Origin of the sequence: Agrobacterium genomosp. 13 str. CFBP 6927 (genome assembly GCA_900012615.1) — a bacterium.
In the GTDB taxonomy this organism is placed as follows: domain Bacteria; phylum Pseudomonadota; class Alphaproteobacteria; order Rhizobiales; family Rhizobiaceae; genus Agrobacterium.
The window spans coordinates 343,650-360,756 of the sequence record LT009756.1 but is presented as its reverse complement, the minus strand read 5'-3'; the positions used below and the strand labels follow the sequence as shown (position 1 = coordinate 360,756).

Annotated in this window: 13 protein-coding genes, 1 tRNA gene and 1 pseudogene; 5 read left to right on the top strand and 10 right to left on the bottom strand. The window is 58.7% G+C overall.

Annotated elements, in window-relative coordinates; all coding sequences use genetic code 11:
- Nucleotides 1-14: 14 nt before the first annotated feature.
- From pstA to phoR, 4 genes are all read right to left on the bottom strand, one after another.
- Nucleotides 15-1,334: a phosphate ABC transporter permease PstA gene (gene pstA / locus AGR13A_RS01785; RefSeq protein WP_080833333.1), complete on the bottom strand. Its 1,320-nt coding sequence runs from the start codon at nt 1,332-1,334 to the stop codon at nt 15-17.
- Nucleotides 1,331-2,815 carry a phosphate ABC transporter permease subunit PstC gene (pstC, locus tag AGR13A_RS01780; protein WP_080833331.1) on the bottom strand — a complete coding sequence of 495 codons (1,485 nt, stop codon included), beginning with the start codon at nt 2,813-2,815 and terminating at the stop codon, nt 1,331-1,333. Before pstC ends, pstA begins: the two co-directional genes overlap by 4 nt.
- 272 nt (nt 2,816-3,087) lie before the next feature.
- Nucleotides 3,088-4,122, bottom strand: coding sequence for a substrate-binding domain-containing protein (locus AGR13A_RS01775; RefSeq protein ID WP_080833329.1), 1,035 nt, complete (start codon nt 4,120-4,122; stop codon nt 3,088-3,090).
- A 195-nt stretch (nt 4,123-4,317) separates the two neighbouring features.
- Entirely contained in the window at nt 4,318-5,574 is a 1,257-nt protein-coding gene (gene phoR, locus AGR13A_RS01770) for a phosphate regulon sensor histidine kinase PhoR (protein ID WP_374701838.1), read from the bottom strand.
- A 240-nt stretch (nt 5,575-5,814) separates the two neighbouring features.
- Here phoR and ppk2 point away from each other — a divergent pair, with 240 nt between their 5' ends.
- Complete coding sequence (gene ppk2 / locus AGR13A_RS01765; RefSeq protein WP_035219109.1) at nt 5,815-6,696, top strand: polyphosphate kinase 2; 882 nt, start codon at nt 5,815-5,817, stop codon at nt 6,694-6,696.
- Nucleotides 6,697-6,763: 67 nt separating this feature from the next.
- Here the strand turns inward: ppk2 and AGR13A_RS01760 are convergent, their stop codons facing one another.
- A complete protein-coding gene (locus tag AGR13A_RS01760) occupies nt 6,764-7,900 on the bottom strand; it encodes a hypothetical protein (protein WP_080833326.1) in 1,137 nt (378 codons plus the stop codon).
- A 255-nt stretch (nt 7,901-8,155) separates the two neighbouring features.
- Here AGR13A_RS01760 and AGR13A_RS01755 point away from each other — a divergent pair, with 255 nt between their 5' ends.
- The 4 genes from AGR13A_RS01755 (at nt 8,156) to AGR13A_RS01740 (ending at nt 10,232) form a co-directional block, all read left to right on the top strand.
- Nucleotides 8,156-9,118, top strand: a complete 963-nt coding sequence (locus AGR13A_RS01755; RefSeq protein ID WP_080833324.1) for an NAD(P)H-dependent flavin oxidoreductase — start codon at nt 8,156-8,158, stop codon at nt 9,116-9,118.
- 136 nt (nt 9,119-9,254) lie between these two features.
- Nucleotides 9,255-9,330, top strand: a tRNA-Thr gene (locus AGR13A_RS01750).
- 161 nt (nt 9,331-9,491) lie between these two features.
- Complete coding sequence (locus AGR13A_RS01745) at nt 9,492-9,650, top strand: YqaE/Pmp3 family membrane protein (protein ID WP_003493670.1); 159 nt, start codon at nt 9,492-9,494, stop codon at nt 9,648-9,650.
- Between the two features lie 339 nt (nt 9,651-9,989).
- Nucleotides 9,990-10,232 (top strand): DUF982 domain-containing protein, encoded by a 243-nt coding sequence (locus AGR13A_RS01740; RefSeq protein ID WP_035219113.1) that lies wholly within the window; start codon nt 9,990-9,992, stop codon nt 10,230-10,232.
- Nucleotides 10,233-10,336: 104 nt separating this feature from the next.
- Here AGR13A_RS01740 and AGR13A_RS01735 read toward each other — a convergent pair whose 3' ends face one another.
- The 5 genes and pseudogenes from AGR13A_RS01735 to AGR13A_RS01715 all read right to left on the bottom strand — a co-directional run bounded on the left by AGR13A_RS01735 (nt 10,337) and on the right by AGR13A_RS01715 (nt 17,062).
- The gene (locus AGR13A_RS01735; RefSeq protein ID WP_080833321.1) at nt 10,337-10,729 is read right to left on the bottom strand and encodes a PRC-barrel domain-containing protein; all 393 of its coding nucleotides are present in this window, start codon (nt 10,727-10,729) and stop codon (nt 10,337-10,339) included.
- Nucleotides 10,730-10,855: 126 nt separating this feature from the next.
- Nucleotides 10,856-11,737, bottom strand: a complete 882-nt coding sequence (locus AGR13A_RS01730) for a helix-turn-helix transcriptional regulator (protein WP_167377373.1) — start codon at nt 11,735-11,737, stop codon at nt 10,856-10,858.
- A 102-nt stretch (nt 11,738-11,839) separates the two neighbouring features.
- Nucleotides 11,840-14,029 carry a TonB-dependent siderophore receptor gene (locus tag AGR13A_RS01725; RefSeq protein ID WP_080833319.1) on the bottom strand — a complete coding sequence of 730 codons (2,190 nt, stop codon included), beginning with the start codon at nt 14,027-14,029 and terminating at the stop codon, nt 11,840-11,842.
- A 179-nt stretch (nt 14,030-14,208) separates the two neighbouring features.
- Nucleotides 14,209-15,780: pseudogene (locus tag AGR13A_RS01720) on the bottom strand (ABC transporter permease); the annotation flags it as partial.
- 265 nt (nt 15,781-16,045) lie between these two features.
- Nucleotides 16,046-17,062: an extracellular solute-binding protein gene (locus tag AGR13A_RS01715; RefSeq protein WP_035219125.1), complete on the bottom strand. Its 1,017-nt coding sequence runs from the start codon at nt 17,060-17,062 to the stop codon at nt 16,046-16,048.
- Between the last annotated feature and the right edge of the window lie 45 nt (nt 17,063-17,107).

The window sequence follows — 17,107 nt, the reverse complement described above, 5'->3', positions numbered from 1 at the left end:
TGCTCAATCTCCCTCTACCAGCGCCGTTCGAAGCGGCGACGCAACAGGATTGCGCCAACATTCATGACGATGAGGAACAAAAGCAGGATGATGATAGCGCCGGATGTCCTTTCGACAAAGGCGCGTTCGGCTTCGTTCGCCCACATGTAAATCTGCACCGGCAGGGCCGTGGACGGATCCATCGGCGTTGTCGGATAATTCGCAACGAATGCCACCATGCCGATCAAGAGCAGCGGCGCCGTTTCGCCCAGCGCGTGAGCAAGGCCGATGATCGTGCCGGTCAGAATGCCGGGCATGGCAAGCGGCAGGACGTGATGGAAGATCGTCTGCATCTTGGAGGCGCCGAGGCCGAGTGCTGCGGCACGGATCGACGGCGGCACCGCCTTCAATGCGGCGCGCGTGGCAATGATGATCGTCGGCAGCGTCATCAGCGTCAGGACCAGGCCGCCGACCAGAGAGGCCGAGCGCGGAAAGCCCATGAAGTTGATGAAGACGGAAAGACCGAGCAGACCATAAACGATTGAGGGAACAGCCGCGAGATTGTTGATGTTCACCTCGATAAGGTCCGTCAGGCGGTTCTTCGGCGCGAATTCCTCGAGATAGATCGAGGCGGCGACACCGATCGGCAGCGACAGAACCAGCACGATCATCATCATATAGAAGGAACCGATCAGCGCCACACCGACACCCGCCGCTTCCGGACGGCTCGAATTGCCGTTAACGAAGATGCCGGTATTGAAATGTTTGCCAAGCTGGCCACCTTCGGCGAGCTGGTTCATCCAGCCGAGCTGCTGGTTCGAGATGCGGCGGTTGGCCTCATCCACCGTCAGGTCGACCTGGCCCTTGAAGGCGCTATCCACATCGCCCGATGCAAGAAGCGTGACGGTGCGTGTGGTGCCGATAACGGCAGGATCGGCGACGACGATGTCGCGCAACTGGGTGCGGACGCTGTCGGAGATCATGACGTTGACGGCGCGCAGACCGGCGCGGTCCGTTGGCGCGATGCCGAGAACCTTGGCAACCGCATCGCGGGCGAGAACGGGATAATTGGCCGTCATCAGCTTTGCGGGATTGGCGGCGCGCTCATTCTTCGGGTCGATGATCAGTTCGGAGAACTCGACCGGAACGGTGATCATCGTCTGCTGGAAGGCGGTGTAACCCTTGGATACGACCGACCAGAGCAGCAGGAAGAGGAAGATAAGGCCGAAGGAAATCGCTGCCATTCCATAAGCACGGAAGCGGCGTTCGGCGGCATAGCGGCGCTTGATGCCGATATCACGGCGCGTAGCCTTGTTCACGGCGGCACCGGCCGCGGGAGAAACGATGTCGGTCATTCATATTGCTCCCGGTATTTGCGCACGATGTAAAGCGCGTAGATATTCAGGCAAAGCGTGATGGCGAAAAGCGTGATGCCCAGCGCGAAGGCGACAAGCGTCTGCGGCGAGGTGAATTCAAGGTCGCCGGTCAGCTGGCTGACGATCTTGACCGTCACCGTGGTCATGGGTTCGAAGGGGTTGAGCTGCAGGCGCGCGGCAACACCAGCCGCGAGAACCACGATCATGGTTTCGCCGATCGCACGCGACGCCGTCATCAGCACGGCGCCGACGATGCCGGGAAGAGCGGCGGGAACGATGACCTTCTTGATGGTTTCGGACCGCGTGGCGCCAAGGCCGAGCGAACCGTCACGCAGGGAACGCGGCACAGCGGTGATGATATCGTCCGACAGCGACGAGACATAGGGGATCAGCATGATACCCATGACGAAGCCGGCGGTGATGACGCTCTGCGCCTGAATGAAATTGGCGTAGTTACCCGTCGCCAGACCGTTGATCTGCGTGGAAATGTCTCTGAGGAAAGGACCAACCGTCGTCAGCGCGAAGAAGCCGTAGACAATGGTCGGAATACCGGCGAGCACCTCGAGCAGCGGCTTTGCCACGGAGCGAAAGCGCGGCGACGCATATTCCGACATATAGATTGCCGAAAACAGGCCGACCGGGACAGCCACCAGCATGGCGACGAGACCGATGTAGAGTGTGCCGGCGAGCAGCGGGATCAGGCCGAACTGACCGGAGGAGTCGGTTGCGCCAGCCGCCGCGAAACGTGGATCCCACACCGTACCGAAGAAGAACTGGTGGGCCGGAACCATGGTGAAGAACTGGATCGCTTCCGTCAGCATCGACATAACGATGCCGATGGTCGTGAGGATTGCGATGGAAGAAGCGACGAGCAGGGCCGCGAGAATGACCCTCTCGACCTTGTTGCGTGCCCGGAAGCGCGGTGCAATCGAACGCAGCGCATAAGCGGCACCGCCGAGTGCGGCCAACAGCACGATAGCGACCATCGCGAAGCGGCTGGTGGAGGTCATGTCGTTGAGCGTATGGGCGGCATCGACCATAAACCGCTCGGGATCGCCGGCGATCGCGACACCCTTCGAGGCCAGAAGCGGCCTTACCGCCGCCGTATCGGCATCGACCTGCGCGATTTCCTCCGCCGTCAGCCGCTGAAGGCCACGGGCGATGGAGGTCACCATGCCATAGGTCAGGCTCTGCTGCGCCTCGGATTGCGCCCGCACATCCTCAGGGAAATTTCCGCGTACCGCCGAGGTGACGACGAGCGGGCTGACAATGAGCCAGACGGCAAGAATGAACGCCGCGGGCAAAACCGCCCAGACGACCGCGTAGGAACCGTGATAACCGGCACGGGAATGCATGTTGGCGGGACGCCCGCCAGACAGGGCAACGGCACGGCGGCTGCCGAGCAGGTAGCTGCCGATGCCGATCAGCGCCAGTATCAACAAAAGGATCGATGTGTTCATTAGAGTTCCCTCGGCGTGCCTCAAGAGCACGGTGCGATATCGGGCAAATCAAAAAGTCATCAAAACGAGACGGCTGAACCACCCGGAGATGCTTGCCGCCTGACTGGATCAAAGTCTGGCAAGCGTCAAGGTTGATACATCCTATCCATCTGTAATCGATCAACAATTATGTGGACGATAATGGATCGGAACTGTCAACCGGAGACAATTACCAAAGCGGAAGGGCACCGGAGCGGAACGAGGGGCGCGGCATACCGCGCCCCTCTTTCTTATTACATGGACGCGCCAGCTGCGAACTTGGCGCGGATTTCTTCGCGCTCCTTGTCCGGAGCGGCAACGAGGCCGTAGTTGGCGAGCGGAGAATCCGGGCCGATCATTTCATCGGAAACGAAGAACTCGACATATTCCTTGAGGCCCGGGATAACGCCCAGGTGAGCCTTCTTCACGTAGAAGAACAGCGGGCGCGAAACCGGGTACTTGCCGCTGGCAACGGTTTCGGTGGACGGAACGACGCCCGAAACAGTCGCAACCTTCAGGCGGTCGGCGTTGTTTTCATAGAAAGCGAGGCCGAAAACGCCAAGGCCGGTCTTGTTGGCATCGATACGGGCAAGCGTCTCGGTGTAGTCGCCGTCAATGTCGACTGCGGCGCCGTCCTTACGGACTGCAACGCACTTGGCGGCAGCCTGCTTGGCATCGGTGACGAGCGTCTTGATGGCGTCGGTGGCGCCGGCTTCCTTGCAGCCGTCAGCCATGATCTTCTCTTCGAAGACTTCGCGCGTGCCGTGCTTGGAACCCGGGATGTAAGCGGCGATCGCGACGTCCGGCAGTTCCTTGTTGACTTCCGACCACTTCTTGTAGGGGTTGGCAACGAGCTTGCCGTCCTTGAGGACTTCAGCGGCGAGCGCGAGGTAAAGATCCTTCGGCTCAAGCTTGATGTCCTTGTTGGAAGAGTCCATCGCAAAGACGATACCGTCGTAACCGATCTTCACTTCCTGAACGTCGGCAACGCCAGCAGCCTTACAGGCGGCCAGTTCGTCGCTCTTGATCTTGCGCGAAGCGTTGGCAATGTCGATAGTGCCTTCGCCGACGCCGGAGCAGAACGCCTTCAGACCGCCGCCCGTGCCGCCGGACTCAACAACCGGAGCCTTGAAGTTCGGGAAGGTTTCAGCAAAGGTCTCGGCAACAATCTTGGCATAGGGCAGAACAGTGGAAGAACCGGCAACCTGGATCTGGTCGCGAGCAGCGGCGGCGCCAGCGAAGGCGACAGAAGCCACCAGAGCTGCTGCGGAAAATTTTACGATGTTCATTTGTCTCTCCCGTCGTGGGCTTGTTTGTGGACGCAGCCGATTGCGGCAATCGCTCTTAGCATGCGCTCGGCGACCTTTTCTTAACCACCGTAGCCCCATCCTTTTATGTCACTTTGACGAAAGATTTGTGACAATCTAAATTATTGATTTTATTTATAAATATTTACGACATTAAAAGCAGATGCATATTTTATGTCAGAATCTCACGGTGAAGTCCGTGCCGCTGCCCAATTCCGATTTAATGATGAGGCGGGCGCGGTGGCGGGTGAGGATGTGCTTGACGATGGCAAGCCCGAGACCCGTGCCCTTTTTTGAGCGGCTGTCGGCGACGCTGACACGATAAAAACGCTCCGTCAGGCGCGGCACATGTTCGGCGGGAATGCCCGGCCCCTTGTCGATGACGCTTACCTCCACCGGCTTGCCGGGTTCGGCGCGCAGCCAAACATCCACGACCTTGCCTTCCTGCCCATATTTGCAAGCGTTTTCAACGAGGTTCTGGAATACCTGCACCAGCTCGTCACGGTCACCCTGCACTTCCGCCGGCCGGTCCGGCAGATGCAGGGTGATATCGACATCCAGCTCATCGGCGAGCGGCAGCAGCGCATCGCGCACATGGCCGATGACAGGGACGAGATCAACCCTCTGGTCCGGGGCGATATTGGCGCGCAATTCCAGCCTCGAAAGGGACATGAGGTCATCCACCAGCCTGCTCATGCGGGTTGCCTGATCCAGCATGATGGCGAGGAAACGTTCCTGCGCTTTCGGATCGTTGCGCGCCGGGCCCTGCATGGTTTCGATGAAACCGCGCAAGGAAGCGAGCGGGGTGCGCAATTCATGGCTGGCATTGGCAACGAAGTCGCTGCGCATACGGTCGATGCGGCGAAGCTCCGAAACATCGCGGAACGACAGGATATAGAATGGCGGACCCGCCCCCTCGCCCGCATCGGCGCGGGCGATGCGAACGATAAAGACCCGCTCGGAAGGAAAACGCTCGGAATGCTCGACCTGGTTGGGCTGGCCGGTGGCGATGGTTTCGCGAATGACATCCAGCAGGCCAGGCGAACGCAGCCGGGCGGAAATATGCGCACCGGCCGGAAGCTGGCCGAAGGCACGCTCCGCCGCGCCGTTCTGAAACAGCACGCTGGCATTCCTGTCGAGGATGAAGACGGGCGTATCGAGGACGGCAAGCCCCGCCCGGACACCGGAAATGACGTTTTCGCCGGGCACTTCCGGCTGATCCGTTTCCGCAGCCACGTTTTCGTCCTTCGCCGCCGCCGGCCTTTCCCGAACGGCGAGAATGGCGATAATGGCGCAGAGCCACAGGATTGCCGGCATATAGGGCGTGTGAAGCTCCGAGACCGCCACGATGGCGAGCATGCTGACAACCAGAACAGGCAACCAGTTTCGGCGAAGCTTTTTTCCCAAAAGCCTTAATCCACTATCGCCTTCCATGACTGCCATTTCAGCCCACTTTCCACTTCCACCTGACAGCGCATCGAAACCTCATAGGCCAGCTTCATGACAGAGATTCATCGCCGCGCATTTTCCACAACGTATATGCGCAAAATCGGCGCTGCAATCGCCCGTACCGCCGCACCCCGACCAGGCAATCCTCTTTCACTTGAATTCCGGCAATGGATATGAATTCATTGGTGGCGAGTTGCCTTTACACAACAACAGCCGGAGGAAAACATGGTCGAGGAAACGAAGAAGCGCTCGGTGGAGCTCACCATTGGCGGCAAGCCGCGCAGCTTCGACATCGATGATCCGGTCCTTCCCGACTGGGTGGAGGAAAACAAGCTTTCGGCCGGCGATTATCCCTACGATAAAAAGATGAAGCGCGAGGAATACGATGCAGTCCTCGAAGCGCTGCAGGTGGAGCTGGTCAAGGTACAGTTCTGGTTGCAGGCCACCGGCAAACGGGTGATGGCCGTGTTCGAAGGCCGCGATGCGGCCGGCAAGGGCGGCGCGATCTTCGCTACCCGGGCATATCTCAACCCCCGCTATGCCCGTATCGTGGCGCTGACGAAACCGACGGAAACCGAGCGCGGTCAATGGTATTTCCAGCGTTATATCTCGCATTTTCCGACAGCGGGTGAATTCGTTCTGTTCGACCGTTCCTGGTATAACCGCGCCGGGGTGGAGCCAGTCATGGGGTTCTGCACCCCGGAAGAGCACAAGCGCTTCCTCAAGGAAACGCCGCGTCTTGAAAAGATGCTGGTCCATGAGGACGTTCATCTGTTCAAGTTCTGGCTCGACATCGGCCGGGAAACGCAGATCGAGCGTTTTCACGATCGTCGCCACAGCCCGCTGAAATGCTGGAAGCTTTCCGACATGGATATTGCCGCACTGACGAAATGGGATGACTATACGGACAAGCGCGACGAGATGCTGGAAAAGACCCATACCGACGCTGCCCCCTGGACAGTGGTGCGCGCCAACGACAAACGCCGCGCAAGGGTGAACCTCATCCGGCACATTCTCAATGCGCTCGACTATGACGGCAAGGACAAGAAGGCAATCGGCGAGATTGACGGCAAGATACTGGGATCAGGCCCCGGCTTTCTCAAATAAGGATAGAGCGAAAATGACAGGCGCCCAAAGGCCGCGGCGCTTGTCACCTTTGTTACCGGGTCGCTTCTTACTGACCCGGCAGAATGCGCACGGAATAAAGATTGACCGGGCGGCTGTTGCCATCAATATCGCTGTTGATGAAGACCTTGCCCGGCGCATTGGGGGCTAGCGAACGTTCAAATGTCGCATTCAGCAGCATATCCGCACGCTCGGCCGTGGCCGTGAAGCGGTGACGGGAGCAATCGCCAAGGGTTGCGAAATCGCAGGCGACGGAAACCTGCGTCTGCCGGTCGCTGGATGATTGCAGCGTGATTGATATGGTCGAGGATTTGCCCGCCATATCCCGCATCACCTCCACCGGAACCTCAATGCTGACCGCACCATCCTGGGAGACGCTTCTCGACGTCACCTTTATCGCCTTGCCGGCCGGCGTGGCAATATTCTCGACAGTGGCGCGCGCGCCTGCCGAAATTCCGGAACTGCCGCGCTCGGCATTAAATATTTCGACCCAGTCATCGGAAAAACCACGGCCGGCGGAAAGGCTCGGCGCTGGTTCCGCACCGGTGAAGTCCTCCGCCTGCACCTGCGCCGGCGGATTGGGCACGCTGGTATCGCGTTGCTCCGGCGACAGCAGCAGGCCGGAGGAATAGGCCCACCAGGCGCCGAAACCGATAAAGGCCAGGAGCGTCAAATATATGAAAAGTCGGGCAAAAAGCCCGCGGCGTTTGCGCCGGCCAACAGCACCTTCTGGACGAAAGGCAAGCGAGGCGTCGGCTGCGCTGGAGCCTCTCTTTCGCGTCTTTCCATTACGCCGGTCGGCGCTCAGGTTTTCAGCAGCAATCGGACGCACGTCGCGCGTTTCGCCGCGCAATTCCGGTTCGACAGCCATATCGCCATGATGCTGGGGTTGTGAGGCAGGATCGACCGAGTGATCATCCTGCACCGGGCTTTCCGGCAGAGGCGGCCGCAATTGCTGCTCCACCCGGTCGAGAAGACGGTTGCGCTCTTCATTCTCAATAATATGGATCAAGCTTTCGAGCCGCTGGCGCTGCTGGGCCACCACCTGCGGATCGTCTATGCCCTGCTTGCGCAGGCCCGCTTCCAGTGCCTGACGGGAGGATTGGTAAATCCGTGCACGAACTTCGGCGTTCGATCTGTCCGATTTTTCCAGAGCATTTCTGATTGCCGTTTCCAGTCCGCTCACGACCGATCCTTGTTCTATTGCGCCTTGCAAAAAATATGCGGCGTTGCGCCATACATTCACGATTCGGTAACGGCTATGCCGCGCCTCCGCAAGCACCGTTTGTTATAAAGACCGGATTGCTTTGGGGAAAATCGATCCATTGTGGCGCTGCGAACGCAGATTTGAGAGCCCGGCACCACACCGTTTTCGCTTTCAATCCGCTGGCGAACGCGATATTGACTTACGTGCGCGTAAACGTAATCCGTGGGAGGAGACATGCTGCCGTCCGTGCTGAAAGACAATCTGCGTCTTCCGGTCATAGCGTCACCGCTATTCATTATTTCACATCCGCAACTGACACTGGCCCAATGCAAGGCGGGTGTCATCGGTGCTTTCCCCGCGCTGAATGCGCGGCCAGAAAGCCAGCTGGATGAATGGCTGGCAATGATTACCGAGGATCTGGCCGCCCACAACAAGGCCAACCCCGACCGCCCGGCTGCGCCCTTCGCGGTCAACCAGATCGTGCACATGTCCAACCGGCGGCTGGAACACGATCTCGGCCTCTGCGTCAAATACAAGGTGCCGGTGGTGATTTCCTCGCTCGGCGCCGTGCCGGAGGTCAACGCGGCCGTGCATTCCTATGGCGGCATCGTTCTGCATGACATCATCAATGACCGCCATGCCCGCTCCGCCATCCGCAAGGGAGCGGACGGGCTGATCGCTGTGGCCACCGGCGCCGGCGGACATGCGGGCACGCTTTCGCCCTTCGCCCTCGTTCAGGAAATCCGCGAATGGTTCGACGGGCCACTGCTGCTCGCCGGCGCCATCGCCAATGGCGGCTCCATTCTTGCCGCACAGGCGATGGGCGCGGATATGGCCTATATCGGCTCCCCCTTCATCGCCACGCAGGAGGCGCGCGCCTCCGACGGCTACAAGCAGGCGATTGTGGAAGCGCAGGCCAAGGATATCGTTTATTCGAACTATTTCACGGGCGTGCATGGCAATTACCTGAAAAGCTCCATCGTCGCCTCCGGCATGGACCCGGACAATCTCCCCGAGGCGGATCCTTCGAAAATGGATTTCGAAACCGCCACCGGCGGCGCCAAGGCGTGGAAAGACATCTGGGGCGCAGGCCAGGGCATTGGCGCGGTCAAATCTGTCGAGCCTGTAGCGGACCTCGTCGATCGTCTGGCCAATGAATATGAGGACGCCAAAAAGCGCATCTGCGGCAAGGCCTGAAGCCACAGGTAAACAATGGACAGGCAAAGCTTTTTACGGAATTTTCAAAACCAGCGCATTCAAGGCTTGAAATCCGTCAGCATTGCCTGTATCAGCCCGCCATGAAGCTGATCCGTAACAAACGGGTCACAATCGGGCCGCTTTAGCTCAGTTGGTAGAGCACGTCATTCGTAATGACGGGGTCACGTGTTCGAGTCACGTAAGCGGCACCATTTTATCTCCCCAAATCGCAATTTATGCTCAGGCCGATTTCCATCGGCGCTGTCAGCGTTTCTGTTAGCATCATGCTGCCTGCGATCACCAAAACCTTTGAAACCAAACCGCCCGCCACACGTTGACCGGCAAGTCACTCTCAAATGGAAAGCCGGTCATCGTGGACGTCATCCGTATTCTTATCGCCATCATCCTTCCGCCCGTTGGCGTGTTCCTTCAGGTCGGGCTTGGCCTGCATTTCTGGCTGAATATTCTGCTGACACTGTGCGGTTATGTGCCCGGCATCATTCACGCCATCTGGGTGATCCTGCGGAAATAGCAATCACGATGATCGCTGCAGCGCGGCGGCGTGCCGCGCGCAAAGGGATGCCCGCAATATTTTAGTACGTGATTAAATTCTTGCAGAGCTGGAACCTCACCTTCGCCCTCACGTTATGGTGATGACACCAGTCAAGGAGAAAATCATGAACCAGATCATCTACATCGTCGGCCTAGTCGTTATCGTGCTGGCAATTCTGTCGTTTTTCGGCTTCCGCTGATCACCGTTGTCAATTCGATCGCATGCGCTTATCCTAAGCAGCAGTAACACACGACTGCGTTCATGGGTTGCTCCGCTGTCGAGTGTATTTCGGGATCGCGTTGCTCTGGGAGGTGCACGATGAAGAACGAGAGATGGACAGAACCTGTCGAGGTCAATCTCGAGGCGAACGGCAAGAGTGTCGTCGCCGGCCCCTTCGAGGCCCTGATATTGTTGACCGAAGGCTGGCCTAAAATTCGTGGATTGAGTTTCGTGAGAGCCAGAAGCGCCTGCCGCGCCGCCCTTGATGGACGCAAGTCTCCCGAGGAAGCCCGCAAGTGCTTTACCGATGCGGTTTCAGAGATGCAAAAAAACCCGCATTGACGTGCGGTGAAACGATAAACGGCTCCTTCTCAGGAGCCGTTTTTGTATGCGGCATTTCCGGGCCATAAAGAAGCCGGAAATGCCGCTTGTAACGCTGCCCGGCCTTACATCCAGTAGGGCGCGACGCCATAATAGTCATAGACCTTGCGGTCCTTGGCGTTCAGCAGATCGTCATCATCGAGATTGGCGAAATGCGGCGCGTTTTCGATCTCTTCCTTAGTCAGATCGATGCGGTAGCCGTCAAGCTCCTCGTCGTAGTGAAGCTTTTCCCAGGGCAGCGGGTAATAATCATCGCCGATGCCGAGGAAGCCGCCGAAGCTCAATACCGCGTAAGCGACACGACCGCCGCGTTTTTCCAGAATGATGCGCTGGATCGAGCCGATGTGTTTGCTATCGGCGCCATAAACGCGTGTTCCTTCAACCTTGTCGCTGGCGATAAGGCTCGGCGTGTCCTTGACATAGGGGTCCTGTCCGGCACGGGGTTCCTGATGCAACATGACATCTTCCTCCTTGGTTTTCCTCGTAAATGTTACGTTGGTAAACCACCGCACGGGCAATTCGTTCCGAAGCTTTTTCAGCCGTGAAAGAGGAATTTTTTCGGATAAGCATGGAACGAAACGGCGTTATTGCCTGATCTTCTGCCAGACCGAAGGCGAGACACCGACCATCTTGCGGAAGACACGGGAGAAATGCGCCTGGTCCGAAAAACCGGCGGCTATGGCAATGTCGGTGAGCGCCATGTCCGTTCGCGTCATCAGATCCTTAACGCAGTCAATACGCGCCTGCATCTGCCATTGATGCGGCGGCACGCCCGTCGATGCCTTGAAGGCATGGCTGAAATGGGATTGCGACAGGTTGGTGAGTTCCGCGAGTTCCTCCAGCCTTATCGACCGCAGGCAATGTTCGCGAATGTAGTCCGTCGCCGCCCGCAATTGCCAGGAGGCGAGCTTGCTGCGCTTCTTGACCGGCTCGCGCTTTACCTTGAGGAAATCCGTCAACAGCGCCAGCACGAGGCTTTCGCCGTAGAGATCGTGCAACGGGTCTGGATTATCGCATTCGGCGGCGATCAGCCGCGCGAGCGCCAGCAGCCGCTCATCCTCGAACATCAGATGCGGATCGAGCAGCGCATGGGGATCGAAGCCCTGCACCAGCCGCGCACCCAGCAATCCCGCATCGAAGTGCAGATCGAGGTGGCGCACGAAGGAAACATTGCTCAGTTCCGCATGCACATCCAGATCGGCGGGTACGAAGGAAATCCGGTTCGCTTCAGACGAGCCGTAATTGTCGCGGCGGTGCCGGTTCATCATGAAGCGGCCGCCATCCGCCCCATCCATATCGAGTAGGAAAACGAAACGCGGGTCCTTGCCAACATAACGGCCGCCCGCCCTTGGTGCGCAACGCACGTCCCAGAGATCGGCAACGATGCCGTTCCACATCCTTGAGCGCGGGCCGCCAATAACGGCAAAGCCCTCGATCTCATTTTCCATCCGAACGCGGAAAGCCATGGCCTCTTGATCCCGCAAGGCGCCATAGCGCCACTATAAACATGATAAGATTATTCATGTTTATAGTGGCAAACTATTTTTCCCGCAACTGCCGGCCGGCCATTACCACTTCTTGGAAAGCTTGAAGGTGATGGTGCGGCTGTCACCCCAGCCGCAAACCGACACGCCGGCGCAGCTTTTGACATATTCCTTGTCGAAAACGTTCGCGACGTTGACGGACGCTGTCCAGTCGTTCTTCTCGTAGCGGATCGCGGCATCGAACACAGCAGCATCCGGCACACGCAGCGTATTTGCCGCATCGGCCCAGGACTTGCCCTGATAGCGCACACCGCCACCAATGCTGAGGCCTTCAAACGTATCGTCGGTGAAGGCATAGTCCACCCATAGCGACGCCGTATGAGCCGGTACGATCCACGGCGATTTGCCGATCAGGTTGGGATTGGCATCCTTGGTAATGTCGAGATCCGTATAGGAATAGGAGGCGAGCGCTTTCCAGTTGTCGCTGAGATTGGCCTTGGCCTCCAGCTCGAAGCCCGTGGATTCCACCTGCCCGAACTGGCCGCTCGTGGTTACGCCGCCGGCCGTATAGGAAACGATGGCATTGTCCTTGACCAGCTTGAAGACGGAGGCCGTGATGCTGCCGTCAAAGAAGCTCGGCTCATATTTAATGCCCGCCTCGAACTGGTGTCCCTCTTCCGGCGCAGCGGGCGTGCCATCTGCAAGCGTATCGATGAGCGGATTGAAGAAGGTGGCCGCCGAGACATAGGGCGTCAGGCCATTGTCGAATTCATAAGCAAGGCCCGCACGTCCGCTCAGCGCATCGTCATTGGAGCGGCGGGAGAGGCCGGCCGGCAACCTGTTGTTCAATTCGGTATCGACATAATCATAACGACCGTTCAGCGTGACCAGCCAACCATCGCCAAAACGCAGCTGATCCTGGGCATAGATGCCGATCTGCTGCTGGGTCACGACGTTATCGGCGTAGACGAAATTCGTTCCCTGCGTCGAGCCATAGACCGGGTTGAGCGCGCCGATCGCATTCGATCCGCAGCAGGCCTGCACCTGATCCAGCTTGTAATATTTGTAGTCCAGACCGAAGAGCAGAGAATGGCTGACCGCGCCGGTATCGAACTGGCCTTCGACCCGGTTGTCCACGCCAAAGCTGTCGACTTTCGACAGGCCGTCATAACCGAAGCGGGTCAGCATATAGTCGTTGGTGGTGGCGTCACGGATCGGCTGGCCATTGGCGTCCGTATTGGCCCAACCGCCCGGATAGGGCCCGGTTTCATGCTTGTAGAGGTGACCATAACGGGCGTTCTGGCTGATCTTCCAGCCATTGTCGAATTCATGACTGACCTCGTAACCCACCATGGACTGGTAGACGCGGCCATTGTCGATGTCAGGTTCACCATAAAACGCCTTGCGGTCCAGCTTGCCGAACGGTGCGTCGACCACCGTTCCGACATAGGGCAGGAAACCGTTGCCGACATGAACCTGATCCAGCGCCGAAAAATAGCCGTAGAGCGTGGCACTGGTCTGCGCATCCGGTTCGAAGGTGATCTGCGGCATGACGAAGCCGCGCAGATCCTCGGAATAGTCGGTGTAATTGTCGCCGCCCGAAACCTTGCCGGTGACGCGATATTTCCAAACGCCCTCGCCATCGACCTTGTCGCCGAGGTCGAAACCGAAGAAGGCATTGCCAAAATTATTGATGCCGATTTCCGTTTCGCGGACCGGCTCATCCTGCGGGCGCTTACGAACCATCTGCACGATGCCGCCGGGATTGGCGCCGCCATAAAGCACCGAAGCAGGGCCCTTGAGAATCTCCACCCGCTCCAGACCATAGGCATCCATCTGGAAGCCGCCGAAGCCGTAGCTGAACAGGTTCAGCCCATCCAAGAAAACGCCGGTCTGGGTTGCCTGGAAACCGCGGATGTAAAACCAGTCCGTATCCGGGTCGGTGCCAAAAGGCTCCGCTGTCACGCCGGGCGTATAGCGTAGAACCTCGTCGATTTTCGTCACCGCGCCGCGGTCATCCATTTCCTTGCGGCCGACGACCGATACGGATTGCGGAATGTCCTTCGTTTCCGTATCGGTTTTCGATCCCGTCGCACTCTTCTTGGCGACATATCCCCGGACCGGACCTGTGGCGTTTTCCGCGCCCTGCCCTTCAACTGTGATCTCACGCAGAACCGTCGTCTGCTGTGCCTGACCCATCACTGGCGCCATCAAAACAATGGCAGCCGTTCCCAAAGCCAGGCGGCCCAAAAACATCTCATGCAAATTTTTCAAGATATGCCCCGAAACAGATCACGGCCGACGTTCTTATACGACAGGCCGCAGCACCTCAATTAAGCTGAGTATTTACATCAGGATTAAGGCAGGATGCTTGTCGTTTCCTGGGGGGATTTGAAGCTTATTGGCTTCTCGCACAGTTTTGCGCCCATCATTTTTGGGCCGGCCGCGGGGTATCAGCCCTTGCGCCGCCCGATCCTTGCAAGCTGCATGACGGGAAGGATGCCGATGACCACGATCGCCAGCGCCGCGATTGCCGCTTCCTCGTAAGTACCACGCGCCGCTTCACCATAGAGATGTGTCGCGAAAGTCTCGAAATTAAGTGGCCGCAACAGCAGCGTGGCGGGAAGCTCCTTGACGCAGTCGACAAATATCAGGAGCGCCGCCGCCGCAAGCGATGCCTTCGAAAGCGGAAGGTGAATCTGGCGAAATGTCTGGGTCGCGGATCGTCCGAGCGTGCGCGAAGCATGATCGAAGGATTGCGGAATACGGCTCAGGCCGGCATCGACGCTGCCCGCCGCAATGGTGAGGAAACGCGCCGAATAGGCATAGATCAGGGCGGCCCCGCTGCCGATGAAAATGAGGCCGGTGGATATGCCGAACCATTCGCGCATTGTCTGATCGACAAACCGGTCGAAGCCGCCGAGCGCAATCAAAACGCCGATGGCGATGACCGTGCCGGGAGCCGCATATCCCACCGTGGAAAGACGATAGGACCAGCGCGAGAGACGCCCCGGAGCAAGGCGCATCGCGTAAGCAACTGCTAGGCCGAGAATGAGGGTGATCACCGTTGCCAGACCGGCGAACAGAATCGTATTCAGAGCCTCCTCGGTAAAACGGGAAGACAGGCCGCTGAAGCGAAATCGCTTCCATGCCTCGATGACGAGATAGCTCGCCGGCGCCACGAAGCCGATCAGGACCGGCAGGCTGCCGAAGGTAAAGGCGCCGAAGGCTTTCAGGCCGACAAGCCGCACCGGCTCCAATTCCTTGCTTTTCTGCGCCGAGACCGCATAACGCTGCTTGCGCCGCGCCCAGCGCTCAAGCGCCACGAGGGCGACGACGATGAACAGCATGGAAAGCGCGATCTGTGCCGCACCGGGCAAATCTGATTTCGTGACCCAGGTGGTGTAGACCGAAACGGTGAGCGTGCGGACACCGAGAAATTCAGATGCGCCGATATCGTTCAGCGCTTCCATCAGCGCGAGGCTGATGCCGACCGCGATCGCCGGGCGCGCGAGCGGCACTGCGACCTTGAAGAAGGCCGCGCGCCTGGAAACGCCCAGCGTGCGCGCTGCTTCCAGCAGGTTGCCCGCCTGGGTCAGAAACATGGCGCGGACGGGAATATAGACATAGGGAAACAGCACAAAGCCAAGCAGGACAATGCAGCCCGTCATGGATCTTATATCCGGCAGACGGAATTCACGCGGGCTGGAATAACCGAGCAACCAGCGGATCGCCCCCTGCACCGGCCCGATCGGATGCAGAATATCGAGATAGGCATAGGCGACAATATAGGTGGGCATGGCGAGCGGCAAAAGCAGCGCCCATTCCAATATCCTGCGCCCGGGAAAATCATAGGCGGTAACCAGCCAGGCGGAACATGTTCCGACGATACCGGCAAGCAAGCCGACGCCACCGAGCAGGAGGACCGTATCCGGCAGGGCCGTCAAAAGAACGGTGGAGCCGAGATGCTCCCACAGGCCCGCCGAACCCTGTACGGCCTGTGAGACGAGCGCCAGAACCGGCACCATCGCACCGCAGACCGCAATGAGCGACAGGCACAGCCACCAGAAGGAGGATGAAAACCTTGGTCTTGCGCGGGATGTCAGTGGCTGAACGGCGTCTGGATTCATGAGCTTCTTGAAAATACAGGGAAAGGCGCCCGCGGGTGCGAACGCCTTCCTACTAGAGCGTCGGATAGAAAAACGGAATCATATCCGACACTCTATCTGTTTGTTTAAGCATTGGACCGGAAACCGCGTACGATTTTCGGTCCTATGCTCTCATGGGCCTTTACTTGTCGAAACCGACCTTGTCGACCAGCTCGCTCGCCTGCTTGCGATGCGATACGATTTCCGTCAGCGACTTGTTGTCGATCTTCAGGTCGCCGAAGGAGGCGACAATCTCGTTGAGAGCCGCACCCTGCTTGACCGGATATTCGTAATTGGCTTCGGCATAGATCTTCTGGGCTTCGTCCGAGACGAGATATTCGAGAAGCTTGACGGCTTCCGCCTTGTTCGGAGCATTCTTGGCCACGGCCGCGCCGCTGATATTGACCTGCGTGCCGCCATTCTTGAAGGTCGGCAGAACCACCTTGATGGCGTCGCCCCACTTCACCTGCTCCTCGCCGCCCTTGCCCGAGCGCATCAGGCCGACGTAATAGGAGTTGGCAATGCCGATATCGCAAATGCCGCCGAGAATGTCCTTGGCTACGTCACGGTCGCCGCCGCCTGCCTTGCGGGCCAGGTTTTCCTTGACGCCGGCAAGCCACTTCTCGGTGTCGGCAGCGCCGTAGTGGGCGATGTAGTCGGCAAAGAGGGCCGTATTATAGGGGTGCTGGCCAGCGCGAATGCAGACCTTGCCCTTCCACTTTGCATCCGCCAGGTCTTCATAGTTGAAGGAGGCGAGATCGACATCCTTTGCCGCATAAAGAACGCGGGCGCGCATGGAGAGCGCGAACCAATGGCCCTTGGCGTCACGCAGTTCAGCCGGGATAGCCTTGCTGAGAGTTTCGGATTCGACCGCCTGGGTAACACCCTTTTCGGCGAGATCGACAAGATTGCCGGCATCCACGGTCATCAGAACGTCGGCAGGCGAGCTTGCGCCTTCGCTCAGAACGCGCTCGGCAAGGCCGTCCTTCAGAAACACGGTATTGACCTTGACGCCGCTCGAGGCGGTGAAGGATTCCAGCAACGGCTGGATCAGGCCCGGCTCTCTGGTGGTGTAGATGTTGAGTTCCGCAGCGCTGAGCGAACCGGCTGCGAAAGCAACGGTGCTGGCAAGCAGGGTAAGTTTGGCAAATTTGATCATGTTTCGTCTCCCTCTCCGATGGCGGCAGTATAGAGGGAGCAAACA

What these genes read in the sequence shown, in the direction of transcription:
- pstA (WP_080833333.1), bottom strand. Translation starts at nt 1,334, where the DNA reads ATGACCGACATCGTTTCTCCCGCGGCCGGTGCCGCCGTGAACAAGGCT.
- pstC (WP_080833331.1), bottom strand. Translation starts at nt 2,815, where the DNA reads ATGAACACATCGATCCTTTTGTTGATACTGGCGCTGATCGGCATCGGC.
- AGR13A_RS01775 (WP_080833329.1), bottom strand. Translation starts at nt 4,122, where the DNA reads ATGAACATCGTAAAATTTTCCGCAGCAGCTCTGGTGGCTTCTGTCGCC.
- phoR (WP_374701838.1), bottom strand. Translation starts at nt 5,574, where the DNA reads ATGGAAGGCGATAGTGGATTAAGGCTTTTGGGAAAAAAGCTTCGCCGA.
- ppk2 (WP_035219109.1), top strand. Translation starts at nt 5,815, where the DNA reads ATGGTCGAGGAAACGAAGAAGCGCTCGGTGGAGCTCACCATTGGCGGC.
- AGR13A_RS01755 (WP_080833324.1), top strand. Translation starts at nt 8,156, where the DNA reads ATGCTGCCGTCCGTGCTGAAAGACAATCTGCGTCTTCCGGTCATAGCG.
- AGR13A_RS01740 (WP_035219113.1), top strand. Translation starts at nt 9,990, where the DNA reads ATGAAGAACGAGAGATGGACAGAACCTGTCGAGGTCAATCTCGAGGCG.
- AGR13A_RS01735 (WP_080833321.1), bottom strand. Translation starts at nt 10,729, where the DNA reads ATGTTGCATCAGGAACCCCGTGCCGGACAGGACCCCTATGTCAAGGAC.
- AGR13A_RS01730 (WP_167377373.1), bottom strand. Translation starts at nt 11,737, where the DNA reads ATGGCTTTCCGCGTTCGGATGGAAAATGAGATCGAGGGCTTTGCCGTT.
- AGR13A_RS01715 (WP_035219125.1), bottom strand. Translation starts at nt 17,062, where the DNA reads ATGATCAAATTTGCCAAACTTACCCTGCTTGCCAGCACCGTTGCTTTC.